At 58.5% G+C, this 23,358-nt stretch carries 26 protein-coding genes and 2 pseudogenes; 7 read left to right on the top strand and 21 right to left on the bottom strand.

The annotated features are described in order from the left end of the window. Positions 1 to 6: 6 nt before the first annotated feature. A complete protein-coding gene (locus KTH07_RS08400; protein WP_017384500.1) occupies positions 7 to 546 on the bottom strand; it encodes a DUF2058 domain-containing protein in 540 nt (179 codons plus the stop codon). A gap of 168 nt (positions 547 to 714) precedes the next feature. Here KTH07_RS08400 and KTH07_RS08395 point away from each other — a divergent pair, with 168 nt between their 5' ends. Together KTH07_RS08395 and KTH07_RS08390 are read left to right on the top strand one after the other, a co-directional pair. Further along, entirely contained in the window at positions 715 to 1,689 is a 975-nt protein-coding gene (locus KTH07_RS08395; RefSeq protein WP_023296571.1) for a DUF1852 domain-containing protein, read from the top strand. Positions 1,690 to 1,709: 20 nt separating this feature from the next. After that, entirely contained in the window at positions 1,710 to 2,738 is a 1,029-nt protein-coding gene (locus KTH07_RS08390; protein ID WP_003857302.1) for a methionine synthase, read from the top strand. A gap of 3 nt (positions 2,739 to 2,741) precedes the next feature. On the opposite strand, the gene KTH07_RS08385 is transcribed toward KTH07_RS08390, so the two are convergent. Further along, positions 2,742 to 3,674 carry a LysR family transcriptional regulator gene (locus tag KTH07_RS08385; protein WP_023303693.1) on the bottom strand — a complete coding sequence of 311 codons (933 nt, stop codon included), beginning with the start codon at positions 3,672 to 3,674 and terminating at the stop codon, positions 2,742 to 2,744. 98 nt (positions 3,675 to 3,772) lie between these two features. On the opposite strand from KTH07_RS08385, the gene KTH07_RS08380 reads away from it, so the two are divergent. Next, the gene (locus tag KTH07_RS08380; protein WP_003857304.1) at positions 3,773 to 4,207 is read left to right on the top strand and encodes a DMT family transporter; all 435 of its coding nucleotides are present in this window, start codon (positions 3,773 to 3,775) and stop codon (positions 4,205 to 4,207) included. A 4-nt stretch (positions 4,208 to 4,211) separates the two neighbouring features. Next, positions 4,212 to 4,670: a DMT family transporter gene (locus KTH07_RS08375; RefSeq protein WP_063161896.1), complete on the top strand. Its 459-nt coding sequence runs from the start codon at positions 4,212 to 4,214 to the stop codon at positions 4,668 to 4,670. Here KTH07_RS08375 and KTH07_RS08370 read toward each other — a convergent pair. The 8 genes and pseudogenes from KTH07_RS08370 to KTH07_RS08340 all read right to left on the bottom strand — a co-directional run bounded on the left by KTH07_RS08370 (position 4,667) and on the right by KTH07_RS08340 (position 10,026). Then, positions 4,667 to 5,200 (bottom strand): DUF3833 domain-containing protein, encoded by a 534-nt coding sequence (locus KTH07_RS08370; RefSeq protein ID WP_023303692.1) that lies wholly within the window; start codon positions 5,198 to 5,200, stop codon positions 4,667 to 4,669. The two genes, KTH07_RS08375 and KTH07_RS08370, sit on opposite strands and share 4 nt — an antisense overlap. A gap of 23 nt (positions 5,201 to 5,223) precedes the next feature. Continuing rightward, a pseudogene (locus KTH07_RS23600) lies at positions 5,224 to 5,436 on the bottom strand (hypothetical protein); the annotation flags it as partial. Continuing rightward, positions 5,426 to 5,635: pseudogene (locus tag KTH07_RS08365) on the bottom strand (DUF2878 family protein); the annotation flags it as partial. The pseudogenes KTH07_RS08365 and KTH07_RS23600, both read right to left, overlap by 11 nt. A gap of 43 nt (positions 5,636 to 5,678) precedes the next feature. After that, positions 5,679 to 6,899: a cyclopropane-fatty-acyl-phospholipid synthase family protein gene (locus KTH07_RS08360; protein ID WP_023303691.1), complete on the bottom strand. Its 1,221-nt coding sequence runs from the start codon at positions 6,897 to 6,899 to the stop codon at positions 5,679 to 5,681. Next, the gene (locus tag KTH07_RS08355) at positions 6,896 to 7,618 is read right to left on the bottom strand and encodes a DUF1365 domain-containing protein (RefSeq protein WP_023296566.1); all 723 of its coding nucleotides are present in this window, start codon (positions 7,616 to 7,618) and stop codon (positions 6,896 to 6,898) included. The genes KTH07_RS08360 and KTH07_RS08355 overlap by 4 nt, the downstream gene beginning before the upstream one ends. 1 nt (position 7,619) lies before the next feature. Next, positions 7,620 to 8,879 (bottom strand): NAD(P)/FAD-dependent oxidoreductase, encoded by a 1,260-nt coding sequence (locus KTH07_RS08350; protein ID WP_023303690.1) that lies wholly within the window; start codon positions 8,877 to 8,879, stop codon positions 7,620 to 7,622. Continuing rightward, positions 8,876 to 9,595, bottom strand: a complete 720-nt coding sequence (locus tag KTH07_RS08345) for an SDR family NAD(P)-dependent oxidoreductase (RefSeq protein WP_023303689.1) — start codon at positions 9,593 to 9,595, stop codon at positions 8,876 to 8,878. The genes KTH07_RS08350 and KTH07_RS08345 overlap by 4 nt, the downstream gene beginning before the upstream one ends. Further along, positions 9,592 to 10,026, bottom strand: coding sequence for a nuclear transport factor 2 family protein (locus tag KTH07_RS08340; protein WP_023303688.1), 435 nt, complete (start codon positions 10,024 to 10,026; stop codon positions 9,592 to 9,594). The genes KTH07_RS08345 and KTH07_RS08340 overlap by 4 nt, the downstream gene beginning before the upstream one ends. A 258-nt stretch (positions 10,027 to 10,284) precedes the next feature. On the opposite strand from KTH07_RS08340, the gene KTH07_RS08335 reads away from it, so the two are divergent. Next, a complete protein-coding gene (locus tag KTH07_RS08335) occupies positions 10,285 to 10,482 on the top strand; it encodes a hypothetical protein (protein ID WP_003857318.1) in 198 nt (65 codons plus the stop codon). A gap of 1 nt (position 10,483) precedes the next feature. Beyond that, positions 10,484 to 11,236 carry a hypothetical protein gene (locus tag KTH07_RS08330; protein WP_022651152.1) on the top strand — a complete coding sequence of 251 codons (753 nt, stop codon included), beginning with the start codon at positions 10,484 to 10,486 and terminating at the stop codon, positions 11,234 to 11,236. 57 nt (positions 11,237 to 11,293) lie between these two features. Here the strand turns inward: KTH07_RS08330 and KTH07_RS08325 are convergent, their stop codons facing one another. Then, positions 11,294 to 13,270, bottom strand: a complete 1,977-nt coding sequence (locus KTH07_RS08325) for an alkyl/aryl-sulfatase (protein ID WP_032619718.1) — start codon at positions 13,268 to 13,270, stop codon at positions 11,294 to 11,296. Between the two features lie 202 nt (positions 13,271 to 13,472). Between KTH07_RS08325 and KTH07_RS08320 the strand changes: the two genes are divergently transcribed. After that, positions 13,473 to 14,108 (top strand): helix-turn-helix domain-containing protein, encoded by a 636-nt coding sequence (locus KTH07_RS08320; protein ID WP_023303685.1) that lies wholly within the window; start codon positions 13,473 to 13,475, stop codon positions 14,106 to 14,108. A 42-nt stretch (positions 14,109 to 14,150) separates the two neighbouring features. Here KTH07_RS08320 and paaY read toward each other — a convergent pair whose 3' ends face one another. The 10 genes from paaY to paaD form a co-directional block, all read right to left on the bottom strand. Continuing rightward, a complete protein-coding gene (paaY, locus tag KTH07_RS08315; RefSeq protein WP_006810541.1) occupies positions 14,151 to 14,756 on the bottom strand; it encodes a phenylacetic acid degradation protein PaaY in 606 nt (201 codons plus the stop codon). A gap of 9 nt (positions 14,757 to 14,765) precedes the next feature. Next, a complete protein-coding gene (paaX, locus tag KTH07_RS08310; RefSeq protein ID WP_032103751.1) occupies positions 14,766 to 15,701 on the bottom strand; it encodes a phenylacetic acid degradation operon negative regulatory protein PaaX in 936 nt (311 codons plus the stop codon). Between the two features lie 133 nt (positions 15,702 to 15,834). Next, positions 15,835 to 17,151, bottom strand: a complete 1,317-nt coding sequence (paaK, locus tag KTH07_RS08305; protein ID WP_023303684.1) for a phenylacetate--CoA ligase PaaK — start codon at positions 17,149 to 17,151, stop codon at positions 15,835 to 15,837. Between the two features lie 26 nt (positions 17,152 to 17,177). After that, positions 17,178 to 18,383 (bottom strand): 3-oxoadipyl-CoA thiolase, encoded by a 1,206-nt coding sequence (pcaF, locus tag KTH07_RS08300; protein ID WP_032103752.1) that lies wholly within the window; start codon positions 18,381 to 18,383, stop codon positions 17,178 to 17,180. After that, a complete protein-coding gene (gene paaI / locus KTH07_RS08295) occupies positions 18,383 to 18,805 on the bottom strand; it encodes a hydroxyphenylacetyl-CoA thioesterase PaaI (protein ID WP_017693477.1) in 423 nt (140 codons plus the stop codon). Before paaI ends, pcaF begins: the two co-directional genes overlap by 1 nt. Further along, positions 18,795 to 20,219, bottom strand: a complete 1,425-nt coding sequence (gene paaH / locus KTH07_RS08290; protein ID WP_017693478.1) for a 3-hydroxyacyl-CoA dehydrogenase PaaH — start codon at positions 20,217 to 20,219, stop codon at positions 18,795 to 18,797. The genes paaI and paaH overlap by 11 nt, the downstream gene beginning before the upstream one ends. 1 nt (position 20,220) lies before the next feature. After that, complete coding sequence (gene paaG, locus KTH07_RS08285) at positions 20,221 to 21,009, bottom strand: 2-(1,2-epoxy-1,2-dihydrophenyl)acetyl-CoA isomerase PaaG (protein ID WP_026094304.1); 789 nt, start codon at positions 21,007 to 21,009, stop codon at positions 20,221 to 20,223. Then, on the bottom strand, positions 21,009 to 21,776 hold the full coding sequence (paaF, locus tag KTH07_RS08280; RefSeq protein ID WP_023303680.1) for a 2,3-dehydroadipyl-CoA hydratase PaaF: 768 nt from the start codon (positions 21,774 to 21,776) through the stop codon (positions 21,009 to 21,011). The genes paaG and paaF overlap by 1 nt, the downstream gene beginning before the upstream one ends. Continuing rightward, positions 21,773 to 22,843 (bottom strand): 1,2-phenylacetyl-CoA epoxidase subunit PaaE, encoded by a 1,071-nt coding sequence (paaE, locus tag KTH07_RS08275; RefSeq protein ID WP_017384514.1) that lies wholly within the window; start codon positions 22,841 to 22,843, stop codon positions 21,773 to 21,775. The genes paaF and paaE overlap by 4 nt, the downstream gene beginning before the upstream one ends. Positions 22,844 to 22,850: 7 nt before the next feature. Further along, positions 22,851 to 23,348, bottom strand: a complete 498-nt coding sequence (gene paaD, locus KTH07_RS08270; RefSeq protein WP_017384515.1) for a 1,2-phenylacetyl-CoA epoxidase subunit PaaD — start codon at positions 23,346 to 23,348, stop codon at positions 22,851 to 22,853. Positions 23,349 to 23,358: the final 10 nt, after the last annotated feature.

Here is a 23,358-nt window from a genome sequence, read left to right as displayed (position 1 = left end):
CGGGGATTACCACATTAAATCGTCAGGGATTTTGAAGTCTGCGTACGGATCGTCTTCGTCCTGCTCTTCCTGACTCAGGGCGCTGTTTAGCACAATGCTGTCCGCATCGCGCTGGGCAATTTTATCCGCCACTACCGCCGGGATAATCGCGTAATCACAGTCGCCATTCGCGTTAATCACCAGTCGGGCAATCGCCAGACGGCCGTTGATCAGCTGGGTTTGCGTCTGCTTATCGACCTCGATTTTTTTGATAAGGTTGCCGTCGGTAAAGTTAAAGGTAATGTTGCCCTTCGCCACGGTGATGCGGTTCATCTCAATCAGCTGCTTCACCTGCGCCCTGAACTCTTTTGCCAGCACCGCCTGTTTTTGCTGTTCGCTCAGCTGTTTATCACGCTCCAGCTGGGCTTTCTTGTTCTCTTCAACAGCCTCTCTCGCCTCGCGAGCCTGGACGCGGGATTTTTTCGCCGTGCGCTGGACCTTCGCCATCTTTTTACTGCTGACTAAGCCCGCTTTCAGCATCTGCTCTTGTAGGGTGAGTTTTGTCATGTTCGTTTAAACCGGTTGGAAATGTCGGGGGATTATACCTGAATCGCGCAGTTCATGAAGAACCCTCATGTTGCAGTGAAATTAAGTCACTTCCCCTGCGCCAGTGGCTCAGGCATAAATTATGCATTGATAACGTTCCGGCAACATGAACTTAGGATGCATAACCAAATGAGTCAGGCTTTCACATTTACCCTTAAGCGCAGTTGCTTTGATGAAAATTATAACCCGTCAGAAAACACGCGTACCACCACCAACTTCGCCAACCTGGCGCGTGGCGAGAAGCGTCAGGAGAACCTGCGCAATACGCTGGTGATGATCAACAACCGCTTTAACGCGCTGGCGAGCTGGGATAACCCGAAAGCTGACCGCTATGCCGTCGAGCTGGAGATTATTTCTGTCGATATGAATATCGGCGGCGATTTTACTTTCCCGGCCATCGAAATTCTGCAAACGACGATCGTGGATAAAAAAACCCACGAGCGCATCGAAGGCATCGTCGGAAATAACTTCTCATCGTATGTTCGTGACTATGATTTCAGCGTCCTGCTGCTGGAGCATAATAAAGACCGGGCCCGTTTCTCTCTCCCCGAGAATTTTGGCGAGCTGCACGGCAATATCTTTAAAAGCTTCGTTCATTCTGCGGAATATCAGGCGAACTTTAAAAAAGCGCCGGTGATCTGCCTGAGCGTCTCCAGCAAAGACACCTATCGTCGTACCGGTAACCACCACCCGGTGCTGGGCTATGAGTACCAGCCGGACGGCGAGTCGCTAACGGAACAGTACTTCGCGAAGATGGGCCTGAAGGTTCGCTATTTCATGCCGGAAAACAGCGTCGCGCCATTCGCCTTCTTCTTCACCGGCGATTTACTGCGTGATTACACCAATCTGGAACTGATCGGCACCATCAGCACCATGGAGACGTTCCAGAAGATCTATCGACCAGAAATTTACAATGCCAATTCCGCTGCGGGACAGTGCTATCAGCCCGACCTGAATCAGCAGGATCACTCATTAACCAAAATCGTCTATGACCGTGAAGAGCGCAGCCGGCTGGCCATTGAACAGGGTAAATATACCGAAGAGCGGTTTATCAAACCCTATAAAACCCTTCTTGAGCAGTGGTCTCAACACTTCACGCTTTAATACGGATAAAAGGTTCTTTTATGAAAACATTGCTCCCGACATCAACGGCTGGCAGCCTGCCGAAACCCACCTGGCTTGCGCAGCCGGAAACGCTCTGGTCGCCGTGGAAACTCCAGGACGAGGAATTACTGGCAGGGAAACAGGATGCGCTGCGTTTGTCTCTGGATGAACAGATTCGCGCCGGGATTGATATCGTCAGCGACGGGGAACAAACCCGCCAGCATTTTGTCACCACCTTTATTGAACATCTCAGCGGCGTGGATTTTGAGAACCGTCAGACGGTACGCATCCGTAACCGTTACGATGCGAGCGTGCCGACCGTGGTAGACGCGGTGGCGCGCCAGAAGCCGGTGTTTGTTGACGACGCGAAATACCTGCGCCAGCTGACTGACAAGCCGATCAAGTGGGCGCTGCCCGGCCCGATGACCATGATCGACACGCTATACGATGCCCACTATAAAAGCCGCGAAAAGCTGGCCTGGGAGTTCGCTAAAATTCTCAATCAGGAGGCCCGCGAGCTGGAAGCGGCCGGCGTCGACATTATTCAGTTCGACGAACCTGCCTTTAACGTCTTTTTCGACGAGGTGAATGACTGGGGTATCGCCGCGCTGGAGCGCGCCATTGAAGGGCTGAAATGCGAAACCGCGGTACATATCTGTTACGGGTACGGCATCAAAGCCAATACGGACTGGAAAAAGACGCTCGGCTCCGAGTGGCGCCAGTATGAAGAGGCATTTCCAAAGTTACAGACCTCGAAGATCGATATCATCTCGCTGGAGTGCCACAACTCGCGCGTGCCGATGGATCTGCTGGAGCTTATCCGCGGTAAAAAAGTGATGGTCGGGGCAATTGACGTCGCCACCCAGACCATCGAAACGCCGGAAGAGGTGGCCGATACGCTGCGCAAGGCGTTGCAGTTTGTTGATGCAGACAAGCTCTATCCGTCCACCAACTGCGGTATGGCCCCCCTTTCCCGCCAGGTCGCCAACGGTAAGCTGAAGGCGTTAAGCGCCGGGGCTGACATTATCCGTCGCGAGCTTGCCCGCTAACCTTCAGGTTTGCCAGTACAGTGGCGTACCGAATCGCTCAATATAGTAATCAATCACCGCCCTGACGTTCAGGGGCGGATGACGCGCGTTCGGGTAAATCGCCGCAATCGTCAGTGGCTCCGTATTAATTGAACACTCCATTTCCGGCAGCAGCGCCACCAGCTCACCGCTTTTGAGCCGTTCGCTCACCATCCAGTCCGGGAAAAGCACAACGCCCATGCCGCCCAGCGCCGCAATCAGGAGCGTTTCCGCGTTATTGGAAGTCATCAGCGGTACAATGGGATAGTGAACCCACGCCTCGCCCGGCTGCCGGATCAGCCAGCGGTTAGGCCCGGACGAACCGCGGTAAACCAGACAGTGGTGACGGCTGAGATCGTCCGGCCCCTCGGGCGCGCCATGTTTTTGCAGATAGTCCGGCGAGGCCGCCAGATGGTAGAACTGCTGCCCGAACACCCGGGCGTGAAACGAGGAGTCCGTCAGCGCGCCGATGCGGAAGATAACGTCCGCGGCGTCACGGTGCGGATCGATAAAATCGTCGGTGAGGGTCAGTTCAATGGAGAGACGAGGGTAACGCGCCAGAAGCCCCGGCAGGCCCGGCGCGATGTGCCTCTGTCCGAAAAAGACCGGGCCATTGATACGCAGCGTGCCCGACGGCTCGCGGGCGCGTTCATCCAGCTCGCGTCGCGCGTCCTCCATATTCCCGGCCATCGCCCGGGCATAGCGCACAAAAAGATGCCCGCTCTCTGTGGGCATAATCGCCCGCGTGTTGCGGTAGAAAAGCTGTTGCCCGAGGGCGTCCTCAAGCTGGTGGATCACGCGTGAGACCTGCGACGCAGAAATCCCTTCCCGCCTCGCCACCACGGAAAAATTCTGCGTTTCATAAACGTCGATGAAGATCAGCAGCGCGCGAATGCTGATATGTCCGGCATCCATCATTAATGCATTTCCTGCAAAGGTGTTTCCTGCATTATGGCATTTTTCTCAATGATGTTCAGACGTAATCTTCTCCGCCTGGAAAAAGGTGAAAAAGCGTTATGCACATTATTTTAATTTTACTGGTGATTGCCGGCGGCATGGGGCTGTCCGTGGAAGCCGGGCTGCTGGGGCCGCTGGGCGCAGAGGTGGGCGACCTGTGGGCGGCGTTCAGCATATTCAGCGTGGGAACGGGGCTGACGTTTCTGCTGATGCTGTTTTTCAGCCCCCGCAACAGTCCCTCATTTTTTGCGCAGCCTTCATGGCACCTGTTGGGCGGCGTGCTCGGCCCGGTTTACGTCATCATTCTCACCATTGCCACGCCTGCGATCGGCATTGCCATGACGATGATCGGCATTCTGGCAGGCCAGGTTTTTAAAAGCCTGATTATCGACCACTATGGCCTGCTGGGTACGCCGCACCGCAGGATCGATACAAAACGCATTATTGCGCTGGGATTTATCATCGCCGCGCTCATTCTCGTGGCGCAGGGGTAACGTTATGACAGTGATTATGATTATTCTGGCGGTGATTGGCGGCGCAACGCTGAGCATTCAGGCTGCTATTAACGGGCAATTAGGCAGCAGCGTGGGGGGATTTAAAAGCGCGTTTCTGACGTTTTCCGTCGGCGCGCTGGTGACCGCCCTGCTGATCTTCTTTTTTGAGCCGAAACAGGCGGTCAGCCTGATGGATGTGCCCAAATGGCAGCTTCTGGGGGCCCTGTGCGGCGTGCCCTATATCGTGATTATGGTGCTCGCCGTGCAGCGCATCGGGACCGCCGTTGCCACGGTAGCGGTTATCCTGGGCCAGCTGGCCATGAGCATGCTGATTGATAACTTTGGCTGGCTGAACAATGAAGCCATTCCGTTTTCAGTGAGCCGTTTCGGGGCCGTCGTCTGCCTGAGTATTGCGCTCTTCTTCATCTACTCAAGCAGTAAACCTCAGCCCGAAGAGGATTAACCGCCCTCTTTGCGGGTAAAGAACAGCGTCACCGTGGCGACGGTGACGCCAAATTTCTTCATCTCGGTTTTATTAAACAGACGGGTGCTGTCCTGCAAATACATCCAGTCATCAAAGTGCAGCAGCCAGGTTTTGCCGTCCGCCTTCACGTTCATGCTGTAGCGCCAGTTAAGGGCATTGCCCGCCGCCTGGCCTGTCGCGCCACCTTCTATGTCACCCGCCGTGCCTTCATAGCGATTCTGCCCAACGCGGCGGATATGCCAGACGCGCTGCTGCTTCTCGCCGTCATCGTAGACAAAATGTTCATTCAGGGTCAGCGTATCGCCGATAACATCCCCGGCGATCTCGACGTGAAAACGACGGATCTGCTTACCGCTGCGATCCTGCACCATCCCCCACGCCTCGGTTTTCCCCTGGAAGTAAGTAAAAATATCAAGCCGTGGCTGCTGCTGACGATACTCTGTCACCTCGGTGCTACATCCGGCCACCAGCATCGTCAGGGCAAGCGCCATTAACAGGAAACGTTTCATTGTGGTCCTCCGATTAACTGCTGACGCAGTTCAGGATACTCGCTCAGCCAGGCTTCACTCTGCGGCTCCTGCTGCAAAATGCCCTGCGCCTGCCACTGGTCGCGGGTCGCCTCAACCAGGTCGTCACCATCGATGTCCCGGGCATAGGTGATAATCAGCGCATTATCGCCGTCTAACCCTGTATAGCTGCCGTCGTGCGTCAGAAGCTGAGAGGTATAAACGGTAAACGGCCCCCAGACGCTCGCCGATCAGGTAGGCCACCGGCCCGCCCAGGGTCGCCAGTACCGTCAGCAACCAGCCCGGCAAGGTGGTCGTGCGGGTCAGTTGCGTCCAGACGGTGGCAAACATTAGCCACAGCGCCACCATCCATAGCGGCATCAGGGACGCGCCCGTGAACGCAATCAGCCCCGTCAGCGCCCAGAGCGCGTCCAGTAGAGGTCAAACCCGATGGCCAACAGAAATACCTGCCCGTAGCGCTTCATACGCGTTCCGCAGTCAGCTGCACCACGCTGATGGTGCGGGCATTAAACCCGGCTTCACAGTAGCCGAGGTAGTACAGCCACATCCGGCGGAAACGGTCATCAAACCCGAGCTTTTCAATCTCCTGCCAGGCGTGAACGAACCGCTGACGCCAGTGCGCCAGCGTGCGGGCGTAGTCCGGCCCCATATCGAAGAGGTTACGCACCACAAAATCGGTATGGCGGGTCATGAGTTCATTCATGGCGGTGATGCTGGGCAAAAAGCCGCCGGGGAAGATGTAGCGCTGAATAAAATCGACGCTTTTGCTGTAGTCGCGATAGCGTTGATCCTGAATGGTGATGGCCTGAATCGCCATCCGCCCGCCTGGACGCAGACGCGCCTGGCAGGTGCGGAAAAATGTTGGCAGGTAGCGTTGACCGACGGCCTCAATCATCTCAACCGACACCAGCTTGTCGTAGACCCCGGACAGATCGCGGTAGTCGCAGAGCAGCACCTCAACACGATCCTGCAACCCTGCCCGGGCGATGCGCGCGGTGGCCCAGTGGTACTGCTCCTGCGACAGCGTGGTGGTGGTCACCCGGCAGCCGTAATGACGGGCGGCATATTCCGCCATCGCCCCCCAGCCGGTGCCAATCTCCAGCAGATGATCGTTTGCCGTGAGCGCCAGCTGGTCACACAGCCTCGCCATTTTCGCCTGCTGAGCCGCGGTCAGATCCTGCTCGTCCCCGCTAAACAGCGCGCTGGAGTACAGGAGATGTTCATCAAGGAAATGGGCGTAAAAGGCGTTGCCCAGATCGTAATGGGCGGCAATATTTTCCCGCGCCTGCGCGCGGGAGTTGCGCCGCATCCAGTGCCGCAGCCGCTCCACCGGTTTCCCGAGCAGGCGAAACCCTTTTTCCAGCTTTCCGAGGATTTGGCTATTGCGCGCAATCAGCTCCAGCAGCGGCGTCAGGTGGGGCGTCTCCCAGTCGCCATCCATCCACGCCTGTGCCGCGGCGAGGCTGCCCCCGGTTAAAATGCGCCAGTAGACGCCCGGAGCAAGTACCTGCACCTCAGCGTGAAGCGCGGCGGAAGCGTCGCCGAACTGGAACGTCTGCGCACCTTCACGCAGCGTCAGCGAGCCACCGTGCAGGCCATTCAGCAGGCGGAAGAGCAACCATCGCGCGACGCGGACGTTGCGCGGGATATCGGGTTCAAGCGCAAAGACGGGATTGGTCATGAGCGTTCACTCCTGCTGAGGGGATGGTTATGCAGCGGTACGCGCTTCAGCCACAGCCTGAGCGCCTGCCAGTAAATGGCGAAAACGGTTTTGAGGGTCATCAACGGGATCCGCGCCAGCAGCGAACGCAGCGCCGTGCGCGTCAGCGGGACCCGGCGCAGCGTCAGGGTGGCATCAAACACCTTCGTCTCCTGATGGTTTTCGATATGCATGCGCAGCGTGCTGTCCGGGCTGTTGAAGCGCCAGTGGTAGATCATATCCATCGGATTAAAGGGCGAGACGTGAAACGCTTTCTCCGTCGGCGGGGCGTCCCGCCCCGCTACCGCGTAGTAATGTCGTTCATTCCACGGCGTGTTACGGACTTCGGCGAGAACCCAGCGCAGGGTGTCTTCCCCGTCATAGCAGTAGTAAAAATTGACCGGGTTGAAATGAAAACCGAAATAGCGCAGCTGAGTCAGAAGCATGACCCGCCCCGCCGGACGTTCGCCGGTCAGATTTTCCAGACGCTCAAGGACACGCGCTTTGAGCGGCGTGCCCAGCGGGTAATCCGCATCATAAAATGCCGCGGGCGCAACGCGGTTACGACGCACGCCGACAGAGGGCAGCGCGTCCAGCTCATCCAGATCGAGCCAGGCCATAAACACGCTGTAGGTAAAGTGGTGCGCTTTCGGCGCAAGCCGACGATGGCGCAATGTACCGTGGTAAAGGCAGCTGTTCATCTCAGTTGCCCTCCCCGGTCGCGATAGCGTTGACCACGTCCAGCGCACTGCGCACGCCATCTTCGTGGAAGCCGTTGTACCAGTACGCGCCGCAGAACCAGCTCCGCTGGCGACCGTTTATTTCGCCTCGCCGGGCCTGAGCTTGCCAGCTTTGCGGGTTAAAAAGCGGATGCTCATAGACAAAGCGGCGCAGCACAAACCGTTCCTCCACCGGCGTTTCCGGGTTGAGGGTGACGCAAAACAGCGGGCTACCCGGCGGCAGTCCCTGCAAGATATTCATGTTGTAGGTGACGCAGGCGCTGGCCTGATCCTGCTCGCTGAGGCGGTAGTTCCAGCTCGCCCACGCGCGTTCGCGCACCGGCAGCCAGCGCGGATCGCGGTGAAGCACCACCTCGTTACGCTGCCAGCCGATATCCCCCAGCACCTCGCGTTCAGCCTGCGTTGGGCTGGCGAGCATCGCCAGCGCCTGAGCGGAGTGGCAGGCGAAGATCACCTGATCAAAAGTATCTGTTACGCCCTCACGCGCAATATCAACCCCACGATCGTGGCGAATAACCTGCTGCACCGGCGCGTTAAGGTGCAGCGTCAGGCGATCGCCGAGCGTATCCAGCATCGCGCGGATATACTCCCTGGAGCCGCCTGGCACCACGTACCACTGTGGACGATGGGTAATGTCCAGCAGACCGTGGTTTTCAAAAAAGCGTAAAAAGAGCGGCAGCGGAAAGCGTTTCATCTCCTGTAGCGACGACGACCAGATAGCCGCCCCCATTGGCAGGATGTAGTGGCGCGCAAAAAAGGGCGTAAAACGGTGCTGGCGCAGGAACGTTTCCAGCGTGGCGGAACCATCGACTTCGCCCCGGAGCGTCTGTTTCGCCAGCCGGTTAAAGCGCACGATCTCCTTCAGCAGCGTCCAGAAAGCCGGGTTGAGCAGATTACGTCGCTGGGCGAACAACGACGTCAGCGTGTGCCCGTTGTACTCCAGCCCGCTCTGCGGGTTGTGCACCGAAAAGCTCATCTGCGTTTTTTGCCCGCAGATGCCCAGTTCGCTGAGCAACCCCATGAAGCGCGGATAGGTGCGGTCGTTGTAGACGATAAAACCGGTATCGATGGCAAAGCTGCCCTGCGGCGTGTCGACATCCACCGTTGCGGTATGGCCGCCCGGCGTGGCCTGCGCCTCAAACAGCGTGACCTGGTGATGTCCGGCGAGCCGCCAGGCACAGGTTAACCCGGCGATACCGCTGCCGATAATTGCGATTTTCATGGTCGCACCATCCTGCGCAGCAGTGCGCGCTGAAGTACATCGGGCAGGCCGGAAAGCAGGCGCAACGCCAGGCTGAACCCGGCGGGAAACGCGATGTGATCCTTCCCTTTTGCCAGACCGCTACGAATGGCGTGGACGGCGTCCCCCACGCTGACCCGGCCCGGCATCGGGAAATCGTTTTTGCGGGTCAGCGGCGTGTCGACAAAACCGGGTGAAACGACCGTGACGGCAATCCCTTTCGGTTCCCAGTCGAGGCGCAGTGTGTCGGCAAACCAGGTTAACGCCGCTTTAGAGGCGCCATACGCTTCGGCTCGCGGGAAGTGAAGCCAGTGCGCCATCGAACTGACCAGCACCACGCGGTTGCCGGATACCAGCTGCGGCTGCAACGCCGCAAGGCAGTTTACCGGCCCGATGAAATTGGTGGTCATGACCCGCGCCACCAGCTCGGCATCCACCTCGCCGCGGTCGAGATACTCGCAGGTTCCGGCGCAGAGAATCACCGTGTCGGCAGTACAGTCCGCCAGCACCTGGCGACAGGCGTCCCTGTCTGTCATATCGAACAGGCGCACCGTAATGTTGGGGCTGTACTGATGCACGGCTGCCAGACGTTGCGCATCGCGCCCGCAGGCAATCACCCGGTAACCATCGTCGGCAAAAGATTTCGCCAGCCCCGCCCCGATGCCCGAGCTTGCGCCGGTGATCAGAACCGTTTTCATGATTTCACTCTTCGCTTCACGCCGCGCACGGCCCAACCGAGTATCGGGAGATGTTCGTAAATCATCTCTCCGGCATCGTAGTAATCCCGCTGGCGAACAATGCGATCGTCGCGCATGTCTACCACGGAGCAGCCCGGCAGTTGGCGCATTGCCCCCCCGGCGATACGCGGGTGCGACCAGTGCATCATCCAGGTGACAACAAAGCGATCGCTCTGCTGCAACGGTGCATCGACGGTAAAGCGACAGTGTTGAACGTTAGCCAGCAGATGGGTGAAATAGCGCTGAATCGCGAACACCCCGCTGTGTTCGCCAAAGGGATCGATAAGCGTGGCATCGGCGCGATAAATCCCCGCCAGCGCCGAAGGTGGCTGGGTATCCAGCGTGGCGTAGTAATCAACGAACCGACTGATGACGGACGGCAACGTGCTCATGGGTCACATCCTGGGTGTAAACAACGTAGCGGAATCGCATAATTTAAACTTACACAATTAACTTTATTTGTCCAAGTTTGCGCAGGTATATTTTTTATTCTTATTATTTTTCAGTTACATGGAATATCACCACGCACAACCATTTTGTGAAAAATATGAATTTCGCCGCCAGGCTGCCGTTTTTTTAGGGATAACCTTAAGGCAAAGGTGCCATTTATCTTCCAGACTTATCCTTTTAATTCATAAGGATGTCACGCGATGAAACATTTACTGATGACGCTCTTTTCCAGCCCGGAATCCTTGTTGCAGGTCATGAGTCACCAGGAAATTATCGAAGCCGTAGAGGATGGCGACCGCATCATCATCGATCAGGATGGAAACGCCTCGGTTAACTACAAAAGCCACGAAGTACGGCAGGACTTTCTGCGCCATGTCAACGCGCTGAAGAGGGCCTGAAATGGGAACGGCAATATTCATGGTATTGATGGTATGCGGGTACTGGTACACCAGCCGCGACCTCTCAACACGGTTTAAAATCAAGCGATCCTTTGGCTGGGACGTCTATTTTCTTGTTGCACTGTATGGCTGTATTTTTGTTCTTCAGGGGGTGATCGCCACCGGCCTGCTGTGGCTGCTGTTGTTCGCCCTCTCCGCCGCCGATAACACGTTCCATTTCACGTCAGCAAAATATGCCGACTGGCAAATTGATTTTATGAACTGGAGCTTCCTGGGGATTCAGGCCCCGGTGGTGGTGATGCTGACCTTCGCGATCCTGTTTTGTCTCTACCGATCGAACTGGGCCGGAAGCGCGCGGCTGGACGGTGAGGGCCGGAAAAAATTGTACAAGCGGCTGGCGCAGTCGAGCGGGATTGAACAACTGCTCTATCAGTGCATGGAGGAAGGTGAACTGGCGCACGTCACGCTGAAATCGCGGCGGATCTATATTGGCATGATCCATACCGCCACGCTGGAGTATGAAAAAACGGCCAATATCGTGCTTATTCCGATGCTGAGCGGCTACCGTGACGGGAAGAACATGCAGCTCTGTATCGAACATAACTACAGCAAATGGTATGCCGAGCATGACATTACGCTCGATTCGGAGCCCAAAAGTGCCATGGATTTTCGCAAAGTGATCATGCTGGATCAGATCGAGAGTATTTCGCTGTTCGATCCGGCAAGCGCCAGCGCGCTGGCGATGCGTGAATAAAAAAAATGGCGCCTTATCGTAATAAGGCGCCAGGATTAACCAGGATGAACGCTAAACTTATGGCGTGACAATATTGAACCAGAAGTCAAATGTGTCCATGTAGCTCAGCATCTCTTCCAGCTTCGCTCTGTCTCCGCTCACCTTGACGTCACCCTTGTCCATCGCCTGCTTGAGCGTCTCTTTCTTAAGGATGATGTCGTTCAGCGTGGTGCGGTCCAGGGTGATGGTTGCGTCAGCATCCTTCGCCTGCGCGTTGGCGGTATGGTTCAGCACGCCGTTTTCCAGCTCCAGCTTGTATTTGCCGCCATCCTTACCGAGATCGATGTTAAAGACCGCTTTCGCATTACCGGCCCGCACCCCGTTGATGTGCACGCCCAGGTAGTCGAAGAACATTTCCGGGGTCATCGCCCGCACGGTATCCGGGCTGGCGGTGTTCGGCGTCGGCAGCTTCTTCACGCCATTACGCAGTTCCTGCGCGCCGGTCAGGTAGAAGTTACGCCAGGTGCCCGCTTCCGCCTGGTAACCTAACTGCTCCAGCGCGTCGGCTTCCAGATTACGTGCCGTAGCGTTCTGCGGATCGGCGAAGACAATTTTGCTGGTCACCTGCGCCACCCAGCGGTAGTTGCCCTGCTGATAGTCAGCTTTGGCTTTCTGCATGATGGCATCGGCCCCTCCCATGTATTCCACAAACTTCTTCGCAGCCTGTTCAGGCGGCAGTTCGTCGAGGGTAGCCGGGTTGCCGTCGAACCATCCGAGATAAAACACGTAGGTGGCTTTGACGTCGTGGCTGACGGAACCGTAATAGCCGCGGCTCGCCCACTGTTTTTCCAGCGATTCCGGCAGTGTAAATTCGGCGGCGATCTCGTCGCGGGTCAGCCCCTTGTTTGCCATACGCAGGGTCTGGTCGTTGATGTAGCGATACATATCGCGCTGGCCTTTCATCAGCTTGACGATATTCTCGTTGCCCCAGGTCGGCCAGTGGTGCTGCGCAATAATCACTTCCGCGTCCGCGCCCCAGCGCTCAATGGCGGCGTTGATGTACTTAGACCAGGCCAGCGGATCGCGGATTTTCGCGCCGCGCAGGGAGTAGGTGTTGTGCAGGGTATGAGTCACGTCCTCTGCGGCTTCGATCATTTTCTTCTCTTTGACATACCACAGCATTTCAGACGGGGCTTCTGAGCCCGGCGCCATCATAAAGTCGTAGGTCAGCCCGTCAATCACCTCTTGCTGACCGGTATGGGTAATGTAGTTGGTCGGCGGGATCAGGGTCACCGTACCCGCAGAGGTGGTGGTGCCAAGACCCGCCCCCACCTGGCCTTTTGCATCCGGCTTCAGCAGGTTGCCGTACATATAGCTCGCACGGCGGCTCATCGCATTCCCGGCCATAATGTTTTCGGAAACCGCTTCTTTCATAAAGCCTTCCGGGGCGTAGATCTTCACTTTGCCGGACTTCACGTCGGCTTCGTCAACCACACCGCGCAGGCCGCCGTAGTGGTCGACGTGACTGTGGGTGATCACCACAGCGACGACCGGTTTCTTGCCGCGGTTTGCATAGTAGAGATCCAGCGCTTCTTTCGCCGGTTCAGCGCTTAACAGCGGGTCGATAACGGTGATGCCCTTCTCGCCTTCAATGATGGTCATGTTGGAGAGATCGAGATTGCGGATCTGATACACGCCGTCGGTGACCTTAAACAGCCCGCCAATGTTGATCAGCTGTGACTGACGCCACAGGCTCGGGTTTACCGTATCCGGGGCTTTTTCACCCTCTTTCACGAAATCATATTTCGCCGGGTTCCAGATAACGTTCCCCTGCTCGCCTTTAATCATGTTTTGTGGCAGCGGGGCGATAAAACCTTTATGGGCGTTCTCAAAGTCGGTTTTATCGGCAAACGGTAATTTTTTATACAGGGCGTTATTTGCCTGCCGGGTTGTGGCAGTGGCATCCTGCGGCTGCACTTCCGCAAACGCGGAAAGCGACAGCGACGTCAACACACCGGCAAGCGCCAGATGTTTAGCAATTAGGGTTAATTTCATTGAATGGCCTCGTAGATTAATTGCGCCGCCTGGATATTTACTGTTGGCGGATAATTTTAATGCGAACTCATTGACGACCATTCTAATCAGAATACTTTCTCATCATAGTCCCATATGGGACTGGTTATTTATCGGTTCGTAATCCGGGGGCTATTGCTGCTATACTCGCTACCACGGCAGACGTTGCGGAGAGAGGCTTAGCGTGAATTTTCAGGATATCCATACCTATTATCAGCAACTCAATATTGGGCAATTCTTTCCGCACATGCTTTGTAAAGGCGAGGCCTTAACCGTTGCCGCAAATAAAAAATTCACCGTCGAGCCTGGCTATATCTATTTTTGCACTGAAGGGTCGCTGACAATATTAATGCCTGATGATGGCCTAAATATTGGCAATACTATCGAGTATATGCCGATAGGGTTAATGGAAAGGTATTGTCCACTGGCGAAGTATGAATATCGCAGCAGTGCGAAGGTGAAGCTGGTGAGAATAGCCTGGGCCGACTTCGACCAGCTATTTTTCGGAGGCGGGTGTGAGCGCATGCAGGCGCTGGCCACCATACTGACCTACATGTCCATTTTCACCATCGACCTGCACAATGAACGCAGGCAGGTCACCAGCTACCAGACCATCAAACCGATGCTGTACCGCTATCTCTATCGGCAGGAGACCCACACGGGAGAGAATGAGGGCCTGGCGCTGTTTATCATTAAGCGCACTAACCTGTCACGCACGCATGTCTTTCGCGTGCTGGCAGATCTCAAAGCCGGGGGCTATATCACCATGAAGCGCGGAAAGCTGGTGTCGATTGACCGGCCCCTGCCGGAAGCGTATTAAGCTCATCTTCACGCCTTGAGCAACACGCGGGAACGAACGGCCTTATTTATCCCGGCCAGCCGACTTGGGCCGTAAATTCTCATCGAAGACCAGCCGTTTGCGGCCGGGCTCTTCTTCCCGCAGCGGCTCCACCTGATGCAGCGTTTGCTTACAGCGATCCACCAGTACCTGATACTCCCGCGTGCCCTGCTTTTTCCACTCTATTTCCTGCGCGCTTAACTCACGAATCGCTTTCGCCGGACTGCCAAGAATTAAGTGATTCGCAGGCATCTCCGCTTTGGCCTTCACAAACGCCGCCGCCCCGACGATGCTGTTTTCGCCGATCGTCGCCCCGTCCATCACGACCGCATTCATCCCCACCAGCGCATTACGGCGGATAATGCAGCCGTGCAGGATCGCGCTGTGGCCGATATGCCCGTCCTCTTCCACCACCGTGTCCTGCTCCGGAAAACCGTGCATCACGCAGTTATCCTGGATGTTCGCGCCGTCTTTCACCACGATCCGGCCAAAATCACCGCGCAGGCTGGCGTTAGGGCCCACGTAAACACCTTTTCCGAGGATCACGTCGCCAATCAGCACCGCGGTCGGGTGAACATAGCTCTCTTCAGGCACGACCGGCGTCAGACCATCAATTTGATAAACAGGCATACCCTCTCCTTATGTGATATTCAGACCACCAAAACGCTGGTGATAAAGCGTGCCGGGAGCGGGCAGCTCGCCCACGGAGGTTTCCCCCTTCTCACTGACAAACGCCAGGGCTCCCGCCGCCACGCGCTGGTAGATGTTAATACACAGCTGTCGCGCGCTCTGTCCCGCCCAGTGCGCAGGAAGTAACTCCTCCGGCAACAGCGGATCTTTCAGCACCACGCGACGATAAAAATGAATGAGTAACAGCTGGATCTGGAAGCAGCGTTCCGGAGTCAAATCCTCAGGCGGCGCCTCTTTCAGCAGCGGCAGCAGCGGACGGAACGAGTTGATAAACGTTTCGTACATCGCATTTTGTTCGGTCAGCTGCCAGCACTCTTCCACGCGGGATCGTAGCGCCGCGCGTGACAAGGCCAGCGGCGAATGGGCTTCAAAGAAAATGACGTTTTCCGCCACGCCCGCGTCATGCAGCAGAGACTGCACGTCCGCCAGGTTCTGCGACGGCGAGGCCATCAGGCTCGGCGCCAGCGTGCCGAACCCTTGCCAGATGAGCTGTTTTTTCACGTCCGCGAGCGTGGTTTTATCCAGCCCCTCGGAAAGCAGCAGCAGCCATTTACCATCCCACGCCGGCAGTTCCGCACGGTAGATTTTATTTTCCGCGCGGCGGGTCAAACGCAGCCCCTTGTCGCTGAGACGGTAAAAGCTGCGGCGGCCAATGCGGGACACGTCCAGCCAGCCCTCTTTGTTGAGGCGAAACAGCGCGGTGCGCACAAAGCGCTCCCCGAAACCCATCCCTTCCAGCAGGGCCGCCAGGCTGCCGAGCCAGATCTCTCCGCCGCGATGGGAAAGCGCATCGCCATACAGCGAGGAGATAAGCGACGTTCCGCTGACGGGAACAGAGCTGACTGCGTGCTGGATAAAGGCATCAAGTTTATTCATGTGATTCATTCTGTTGTTATTTTTTTCCTGGATGAATCATAGCATACGAATCTGGGGTGTACCCTCACCCTAACCCTCTCCCAAAGGGAGAGGGAACTTAATACACCCTCTCCATTTGGGAGAGGGCTGGGGTGAGGGAAATTCAACCGTTGGCTGCCACTTTACGCAAATCAAACACCCGGCTGGCTTTACCCTCGGAGCGCGGTATACTGCCGCAGTTCACGATCATCACGTCGGTCGAGATCCCCACCATCGATTTAATCCGATGACGCAGCTGATGGCAGACCTGACAGCGCTGTTCATGGGTCAGCGTTAAGCTGCTCTGTTTCAGCTCGACCTTCACCGAAAGTGAATCAAGATGCCCGCGGCGGTTCACCTCCAGCTGATAGTGCGGCGAAAGGTGTTCGAACTTAACGATCTCCTCTTCCAGCTGTGACGGGAAGACGTTAACCCCGCGAATGATGAGCATGTCGTCGCTGCGCCCGCTGATGCGATCCATCCGGCGCATGGTGCGTGCGGTGCCCGGCAGCAGGCGCGTCAGGTCGCGGGTGCGGTAGCGGATCACCGGCAGCGCCTCTTTGGTCAGCGTGGTGAACAGCAGCTCGCCCTGCTCGCCGTCGGCCAGCGGCGTGCCGTCATTCGGGTTGACGATCTCCGGGAAGAAGTGATCTTCCCAGATGGTCGGGCCGTCGGCGGTTTCAAGACACTCCATCGCCACGCCCGGCCCCATCACCTCGGAGAGACCATAGATATCCAGCGCGGTAATGCCCAGCCGTTTTTCAATTTCGCGGCGCATCGCCTGCGTCCACGGCTCGGCGCCAAACACGCCGACGCGCAGGGAACAGGCGCTGGCATCGCCGCCCATCTGACGCTCCAGCTCTTCAATGAGGTTCAGGCAGTAAGACGGCGTCACCATGATCATATCCGGCTGGAAATCGCGGATCAGCTGCGCCTGCTTCTCCGTCTGGCCGCCGGACATCGGGATCACCGTCGCTCCCAGACGCTCGGCACCGTAGTGCGCCCCCAGCCCGCCGGTGAAGAGCCCGTAACCGTAGGCGACGTGAATTTTATCCTTCGCGCTGCCCCCGGCGGCGCGCAGGGAACGGGCGACGATATTGGCCCAGTTGTCGATATCATTCTGGGTATACCCCACCACGGTCGGCTTTCCGGTGGTGCCCGACGAAGCGTGGATGCGCACAACTTGCTCCATCGGCACCGCAAAGGTATCAAACGGGTAGTTGTCGCGCAGATCCTGCTTGGTGGTGCACGGGAATTTTTGCAGGTCCGCCAGCTCGGTGAAATCGTCAGGGTGAACGCCCGCGGCATCAAACTTGCGTTTGTACATCGGAACGTTGTTGTAGGCGTGGTGCAGCGTCCACTTCAGGCGCGCGGTCTGCAACGCCTGCAATTCATCAATGGACGCGGTTTCGATCGGATCAAGCTTTGTTGTATTTATCATCGCAGGGTACTCACATTATTGTTCGCTCAAACACGCTCAAGGATCATGGCAATGCCCTGACCCACACCGATGCACATCGTACACAGCGCGTAGCGCCCGCCGCGTCGGTGCAATTCATTGCTTGCGGCCAGCGCCAGTCTGGCACCGCTCATTCCCAGCGGATGACCTAACGCGATCGCCCCGCCGTTCGGGTTGACATGCTCGGCGTCATCCGGCAAGCCCAGCTGACGCAGCACGCCCAGCGCCTGTGCGGCGAAGGCTTCATTAAGCTCAATGACGTCCATATCGGTGATACTGAGTCCGGCACGCTCCAGCACCTTGCGGGTGGCAGGCACCGGGCCTAATCCCATCAGGCGCGGCTCGACGCCCGCTGTCGCCATGGCCACAATGCGGGTGCGCGGGGTTAACCCCTGGGCAAGCGCCATCGGCTCGCTGGCGATAATCAGCGCCGCCGCCCCGTCGTTGACGCCAGAGGCGTTCCCCGCCGTCACCACACCGTTCTTACGGAACGGGGCTTTCAGCGCGGCAAGCTGTTCCAGGGTGGTTTCGGCGCGCGGATGCTCGTCCACGCTCACTTCCGTTACCGCACCTTTTTTGCCCGCCACCTGTACCGGGATAATCTCCTGCGCCAGAACGCCATTCTGCTGCGCCCGCGCGGTGCGCTGCTGGCTGCGCAGGGCAAATGCGTCCTGATCGGCACGGCTTATATTTAACAATTCCGCTACATTCTCTGCCGTTTCCGGCATGCTGTCAGTTCCGTATTGCTGATGCATGAGCGGATTCACAAATCGCCAGCCGATGGTGGTGTCGAAGATCTCCGCCTGACGCTGAAACGCCGCCGTGGCTTTGCCCATCACGAACGGCGCACGGGACATGGATTCGACGCCACCTGCGATCAGCAGATCGCCATCCCCGGCCCTGATGGCGCGCGCCGCAAAGCCAAGGGCATCCAGACCGGAGCCGCACAGGCGGTTAATGGTGGTGCCGGATACCGTCTGCGGCAGCCCGGCCAGCAGCGCCGACATGCGCGCCACGTTGCGGTTATCCTCTCCGGCCTGATTCGCGCAGCCGAAGATCACGTCATCTATGCGCTCCAGATCGAGCTGCGGGTAACGCGCCAGCAGCGCACGCAGCGGCACGGCCCCTAAGTCATCGGCGCGCACGCTGGATAATCCTCCGCCGTAGCGACCAACCGGGGTACGCACCCCCTCACAAATAAATGCGTCACGCATCAGGCTTCTCCTGTCACACTGCCGCCGGTGCGGTGCGATTTCCCGCGAAAAAGAGCGACGGTTTTCTGGTGTTGGTTCTGAATTTCAATGTCGTAGACGCCGGTCAGTTTGCCCTGATGCTTCACCCGCGCGGTGGCGGTGAGCTTATCTCCGGCAAAGCCCGGACGCAGAAAATCGATGGCGCAGCCTGAGGCCACCGCCGCCAGCCCCTGACTGTTGCAGGCGTAGGCAAAGGCGGTATCGGCCAGCGAGAACAGCTGTCCGCCGTGGCAGGTTTTATGCCCGTTGAGCATCTGCGGGGTGATGGTCATGGTCACCACCGCGTAGCCCTCGCCCATGTCGATAATGTCCATCCCCATCGCCTGCGCGCAGGCGTCCCGTTCGTACATCGCGCGGGCGTTATGCCAGGCGTTATGACTCATAGCTACTCTCCAGAAGCGCACGCTGGCGCAGCAGTGAACAGGGGCGATAGCGTTCCTCGCCGTAGTGACGTTGCAGGTTTTCCAGCAGCGTTAACAGACGCTGCCAGCCAAGGCGTTCGCCCCAGGCGATGGGCCCGCAGGGATAGTTAACCCCTAAGCGCATGGCGGTATCGATGTCTTGCTCGCTGGCGACCCCTTTTTGCAGGGCGTCCAGCGCTTCGTTGGCAATCATCGCTACCGTGCGCCAGACCAGCAGGCCGGGGTAATCGGCAATCTGTACCACCCGTTTCTCCTGGTGCTGCAACCAGTAAATGGCTTTCTGCGTGGCGGCGTGCGGGTTGCCCGGTGCGGTGGCTATCACGGCCACATCCCGCTCGATGCGGTCGACCACCACCACCGGGCAGCCGTGGCGCAGCGCCAGCGATTGCGCGGTTTCACCCTGCGTTTCGATCAGCAACAGATCGTCAATTTCCGTGACACCGTCACTTCTTCGCTGTGCGCGCATCGGGCTGAAGCTGTCGCTGACCGGGGCGAGCCAGCTGACGGCGGGTTTCTCCTCCAGCCAGCGGTAAACGCCCTGCCCGCTTTTCTTACCCAGACGCCCCGCCAGCACCAGCTCCTGCTGCACCAGCGACGGCAGAAAACGACGCTCCTGCCAGAAGGCGTTAAACACGGAGCAGGTCACGGCAAAGTTGACGTCCTGACCTATCATGTCCGTCAGCTCAAGCGGCCCCATCGGGAAGCCTCCGCCGTCTCGCAGGGCGGCGTCGATCACCTCGGGCGTTGCCACCTGCTCTTCCAGCGCGCGCCAGGCTTCCGAGTAGAACGGGCGCGCCACGCGGTTGACGATAAACCCCGGCGTGGACTGGCAGCGTACCGGCTGCTTTCCCCAGCTCAGCGCCAGCTCGCACAGTGCATCGGCCACTTCGGGAGAGGTCGCCAGCCCGCTGACCACTTCCACCAGCTTCATCACCGGGGCAGGATTGAAGAAGTGCAGCCCGGCGACGCGTTCAGGGTGGTTTATCTCCGCTGCAATCGCGGTAACGGAAATGGACGAGGTATTGCTGGCAAGCAGCGTCTGCGGCGGGCAGATCTCTGCCAGCTGGGTAAACAGCGCTTTTTTTACCTCAAGCCGCTCGGAGGCCGCCTCGATCACCAGATCGGCTTTCGCCAGAGCACTGATAGTCGTCACCGGCGTCAGGCGGGCGAGGATCTGTTCCCCGGCGTCGGCAGAGAGTTTTCCGCGCGCAACGCGAGAGGAGAGCCGCTGACGAATGCCGTCGATGGCGCGGGAAATCGCCGCTGCATCAATGTCGTACACCAGAACCGGATGACCGTGGCTGGCTGCCACTTCGGCAATCCCGGCGCCCATGGTGCCGCTGCCAATGACGGCGACCGTATGGATATTCACCATCTTATTTCCCCGTAAAGTTCGGCGCGCGTTTTGCCAGGAACGCGCTGACGCCTTCCCGGTAGTCGTCGCTGCGTCCGGCCAGACGTTGATAGTCGCGCTCCAGATCAAGCTGGGCGTCGAGGGTATTGGTTTCGGCGGCGTTAATCGCCTGCTTGATCAAGCCCAGGCCAAAGGTCGGCTGCGAGGCAAAATGCAGCGCCATCTGCTGTGCGGTGGCGGAGAGCTGGTCGTCGTCCACCACCTGCCAGATCATTCCCCAGGCCTGTGCCTGCTCGGCGCTGAGCTTATCGCCCAGCAATGCCAGCCCCATGGCGCGGGCGCGTCCGGTCACGCGCGGCAGCAGCCAGGTTCCGCCGCAGTCCGGTACCAGCCCGAGCTTGCTGAAGGCCATCACAAAGCTGGCTGAACGGGCCGCAATCACCATGTCACAGCCGAGGGCCAGCGTGGCACCCGCCCCCGCCGCCACGCCGTTAACCGCGCAAATCACCGGCTTCGGCAGTTTTGCCAGGCGGCGCACCAGCGGGTTGTAAAAAGTCTCAACGGACATGCCCAGATCGGGCGCGGGGCCGTTCGGGTCGACGTTACGGTCGTTAAGATCCTGCCCGGCGCAGAAACCGCGTCCTGCCCCGGTGATCAGCAGGCAGCGGATGGCGTCATCGCGCTCGGCCTGCTTCAGGCATTCGGAAAGCTGCTGGTGCATGACGTCGTTAAAGCTGTTCAGGCGCTCCGGGCGGTTCAGCGTAATGGTCATTACGCCCTGCTCAACATGGCTCAGAATAGATTCCACAATTAGCGTCCTTTAAAGTCTGGGGTGCGTTTTTGTAAAAAGGCGTTGATACCTTCCCGGCGATCGTCGGTGGCCGCGAGCAGCGCAAACAGCTGACGCTCCTGCGCCAGCCCGGCCTGAAGCGGGACTTCCTGCGACTGGCGAAGCGCCTGCTTCGCCGCCTGTAGCGCCAGCGGCGAGTGGCGCGCCATCAGCGCCGCCTGCTTCAGGGCGTACTCCAGCGTCAGCGAGGCCGGGTAGACGTCGCTGGCCAGCCCGGCGCTGTGCGCCTGAACCGCCGTGATGCTTTCGCCCGTCAGCACCATTTTGCTGGCCAACGATTTGCCCACGCTGCGGATCAGCCGCTGGGTGCCCCCTGCGCCCGGCATGATCCCGAGGGTGATTTCCGGCAGGCCAAAACGGGCGTTATCACCGGCAATCACCACATCGCAGAGCAGCGCCAGCTCACAGCCTGCCCCCAGCGCGAAGCCGTTCACGGCGGCAATCAGCGGTTTGGTGAAGGCGTTGATCCGCGCCCACAGCTGCGGACGGATATCGTTCAGGGTGGCGGGCAGGTCTTTCTCCGCCATTTCGTTGAGATCGGCCCCGGCGGCAAAGCAGCGTTCGTTGCCGTACACCACGCAGACGGCGATCTCAGCATCCGCGGCGGCGGCCTCAAGCTGCTCCGCGATTTGCAGGAGCAGCGCATTGTTGAGCGCGTTGCGCGCCGCCGGACGGTTAAGCGTCAGCTGCAACACGCGGCCATGACGGGTGACAATCAGTTCGCTCATGCCATCCCCTTCGCATCAAAATCGACGATAACATCGGCGGTTAACGGCAGCGCCTGACAGCTCAGCACATAGCCTGCGGCCAGCTCGTCCGGCTCCAGGCTGTAGTTGGTCGCCATATCGACTTTTCCGCGCAGCACTTTGCATTTGCAGGTGGCGCATACGCCGCCCTTGCAGGCGTAAGGCAGATCCGCCCCCTGACGCAGGGCCGCGTCAAGAATGCTCTCGTCGTCCGCCGTCAGGGTGATCTCCCTGTCGCGCCCGTCCTGACGGACGGTGACCTTCTGCCCGTCGGCCTGCACGCTGGCTGTCCGTTTAACGGCGGTACCCGGCGTGTTAAAGCGCTCAAGATGGATCGCTGTTTCCGGCATACCCAGCGCTTGCAGCGCCGCTTCGGCCTCATCCATCATCGCCGACGGGCCGCAGATGAAGGCTTCATCGTACTGACGGAAATTCACCAGCGTTTTTGCCAGCGCCTGGAGCTTTTCCCCGTCAATGCGGCCATGGAGCAGATCGCTGTCGAGCGTCTCCTGGCTGAAGATGGCGATCAGCTGCAAACGCTGCGGGTATTTATCTTTCAGGTCCGCCAGCGCCCGGCGGAACATCATGCTCTGGCTGCTGCGGTTGCCGTAAATCAGGGTGAAGTGGCTGTGGGCTTCAGTGGCCAGCGTAGCGGACAAAATCGCCAGCATCGGGGTGATCCCGGACCCGGCGGCAATCGCCAGATAGTGGCCTTCGCGTTCGGCCTGCGGCTGGTAGCCAAAATGCCCCTGGGGCACCATTACCTCCAGCGCCATGCCCGGTTTGATCTCGTCCCGGGCATAGCGGGAAAAACGTCCGCCCTCGATGGCTTTGACCGCCACGCTGATCTCACCGCACGCGGTGCTCCGGCAGATGGAGTAGCAGCGGCGCAGTTCATCCCCGCCAGGACTGGCTTTCAGGGTCAGATGCTGACCGGGACGGAAGCGGTACGCCTCCTGTAACGCCTGCGGCACCGCGAAGGTAATGGTCACCGCGTCGCGGGTTTCGGGTTCTACTTTTGCCACTGTTAATGAATGAAACGTTGTCATGGCAGCCTCAAATACATTTGAAATAGTCGAAGGGCTCACGGCAGGTATTGCAGCGGTAGAGCGCTTTGCAGGCCGTAGAACCAAATTCACTGATAAGCGAGGTATCGGTGCTCGCACAGCGCGGGCAACTCACCTCCGCGGGAACGTGGGCATGGCAGCTATGGCCGACAGGCGGGCTGATGCCATATTCACGCAGGCGCCTGCGGGCATCGTCGGTCATCCAGTCGGTGGTCCAGGCGGGTTCCAGTTGCAGCACAATATGTACCGGACTAAAGCCGTTTCCGGTCAGGGTTTCGCGGATCGCCCCCAGCAGATGCTCCGTTGCCGGACAGCCCGAATAGGTTGGCGTGAAGCCGATGACCCAGCCTTCCCCCTGCGCCTTCACGCTGCGCACCATGCCTAAGTCGGTGATGTTCAGCACCGGCACTTCCGGGTCGGGGATCTGGCTTAACAGCGCCCAAATCTGCGGGATTTGTGCAGGCGCGATGTCGACGAGGCGTTGCATGGCGTCCTCC

The sequence above is a fragment of the Enterobacter cloacae complex sp. ECL72 genome (genome assembly GCF_019056635.1).
Classification (GTDB): domain Bacteria; phylum Pseudomonadota; class Gammaproteobacteria; order Enterobacterales; family Enterobacteriaceae; genus Enterobacter; species Enterobacter hormaechei_C.
This window is presented reverse-complemented; position numbering and strand designations above follow the sequence as displayed.

Coding starts and splice junctions, on each gene's coding strand:
- KTH07_RS08400 (WP_017384500.1), bottom strand. CDS start 546: ATGACAAAACTCACCCTACAAGAGCAGATGCTGAAAGCGGGCTTAGTC.
- KTH07_RS08395 (WP_023296571.1), top strand. CDS start 715: ATGAGTCAGGCTTTCACATTTACCCTTAAGCGCAGTTGCTTTGATGAA.
- KTH07_RS08390 (WP_003857302.1), top strand. CDS start 1,710: ATGAAAACATTGCTCCCGACATCAACGGCTGGCAGCCTGCCGAAACCC.
- KTH07_RS08385 (WP_023303693.1), bottom strand. CDS start 3,674: ATGATGGATGCCGGACATATCAGCATTCGCGCGCTGCTGATCTTCATC.
- KTH07_RS08380 (WP_003857304.1), top strand. CDS start 3,773: ATGCACATTATTTTAATTTTACTGGTGATTGCCGGCGGCATGGGGCTG.
- KTH07_RS08375 (WP_063161896.1), top strand. CDS start 4,212: ATGACAGTGATTATGATTATTCTGGCGGTGATTGGCGGCGCAACGCTG.
- KTH07_RS08370 (WP_023303692.1), bottom strand. CDS start 5,200: ATGAAACGTTTCCTGTTAATGGCGCTTGCCCTGACGATGCTGGTGGCC.
- KTH07_RS08360 (WP_023303691.1), bottom strand. CDS start 6,899: ATGACCAATCCCGTCTTTGCGCTTGAACCCGATATCCCGCGCAACGTC.
- KTH07_RS08355 (WP_023296566.1), bottom strand. CDS start 7,618: ATGAACAGCTGCCTTTACCACGGTACATTGCGCCATCGTCGGCTTGCG.
- KTH07_RS08350 (WP_023303690.1), bottom strand. CDS start 8,879: ATGAAAATCGCAATTATCGGCAGCGGTATCGCCGGGTTAACCTGTGCC.
- KTH07_RS08345 (WP_023303689.1), bottom strand. CDS start 9,595: ATGAAAACGGTTCTGATCACCGGCGCAAGCTCGGGCATCGGGGCGGGG.
- KTH07_RS08340 (WP_023303688.1), bottom strand. CDS start 10,026: ATGAGCACGTTGCCGTCCGTCATCAGTCGGTTCGTTGATTACTACGCC.
- KTH07_RS08335 (WP_003857318.1), top strand. CDS start 10,285: ATGAAACATTTACTGATGACGCTCTTTTCCAGCCCGGAATCCTTGTTG.
- KTH07_RS08330 (WP_022651152.1), top strand. CDS start 10,484: ATGGGAACGGCAATATTCATGGTATTGATGGTATGCGGGTACTGGTAC.
- KTH07_RS08325 (WP_032619718.1), bottom strand. CDS start 13,270: ATGAAATTAACCCTAATTGCTAAACATCTGGCGCTTGCCGGTGTGTTG.
- paaY (WP_006810541.1), bottom strand. CDS start 14,756: ATGCCTGTTTATCAAATTGATGGTCTGACGCCGGTCGTGCCTGAAGAG.
- paaX (WP_032103751.1), bottom strand. CDS start 15,701: ATGAATCACATGAATAAACTTGATGCCTTTATCCAGCACGCAGTCAGC.
- paaK (WP_023303684.1), bottom strand. CDS start 17,151: ATGATAAATACAACAAAGCTTGATCCGATCGAAACCGCGTCCATTGAT.
- pcaF (WP_032103752.1), bottom strand. CDS start 18,383: ATGCGTGACGCATTTATTTGTGAGGGGGTGCGTACCCCGGTTGGTCGC.
- paaI (WP_017693477.1), bottom strand. CDS start 18,805: ATGAGTCATAACGCCTGGCATAACGCCCGCGCGATGTACGAACGGGAC.
- paaH (WP_017693478.1), bottom strand. CDS start 20,219: ATGGTGAATATCCATACGGTCGCCGTCATTGGCAGCGGCACCATGGGC.
- paaF (WP_023303680.1), bottom strand. CDS start 21,776: ATGAGCGAACTGATTGTCACCCGTCATGGCCGCGTGTTGCAGCTGACG.
- paaE (WP_017384514.1), bottom strand. CDS start 22,843: ATGACAACGTTTCATTCATTAACAGTGGCAAAAGTAGAACCCGAAACC.
- paaD (WP_017384515.1), bottom strand. CDS start 23,348: ATGCAACGCCTCGTCGACATCGCGCCTGCACAAATCCCGCAGATTTGG.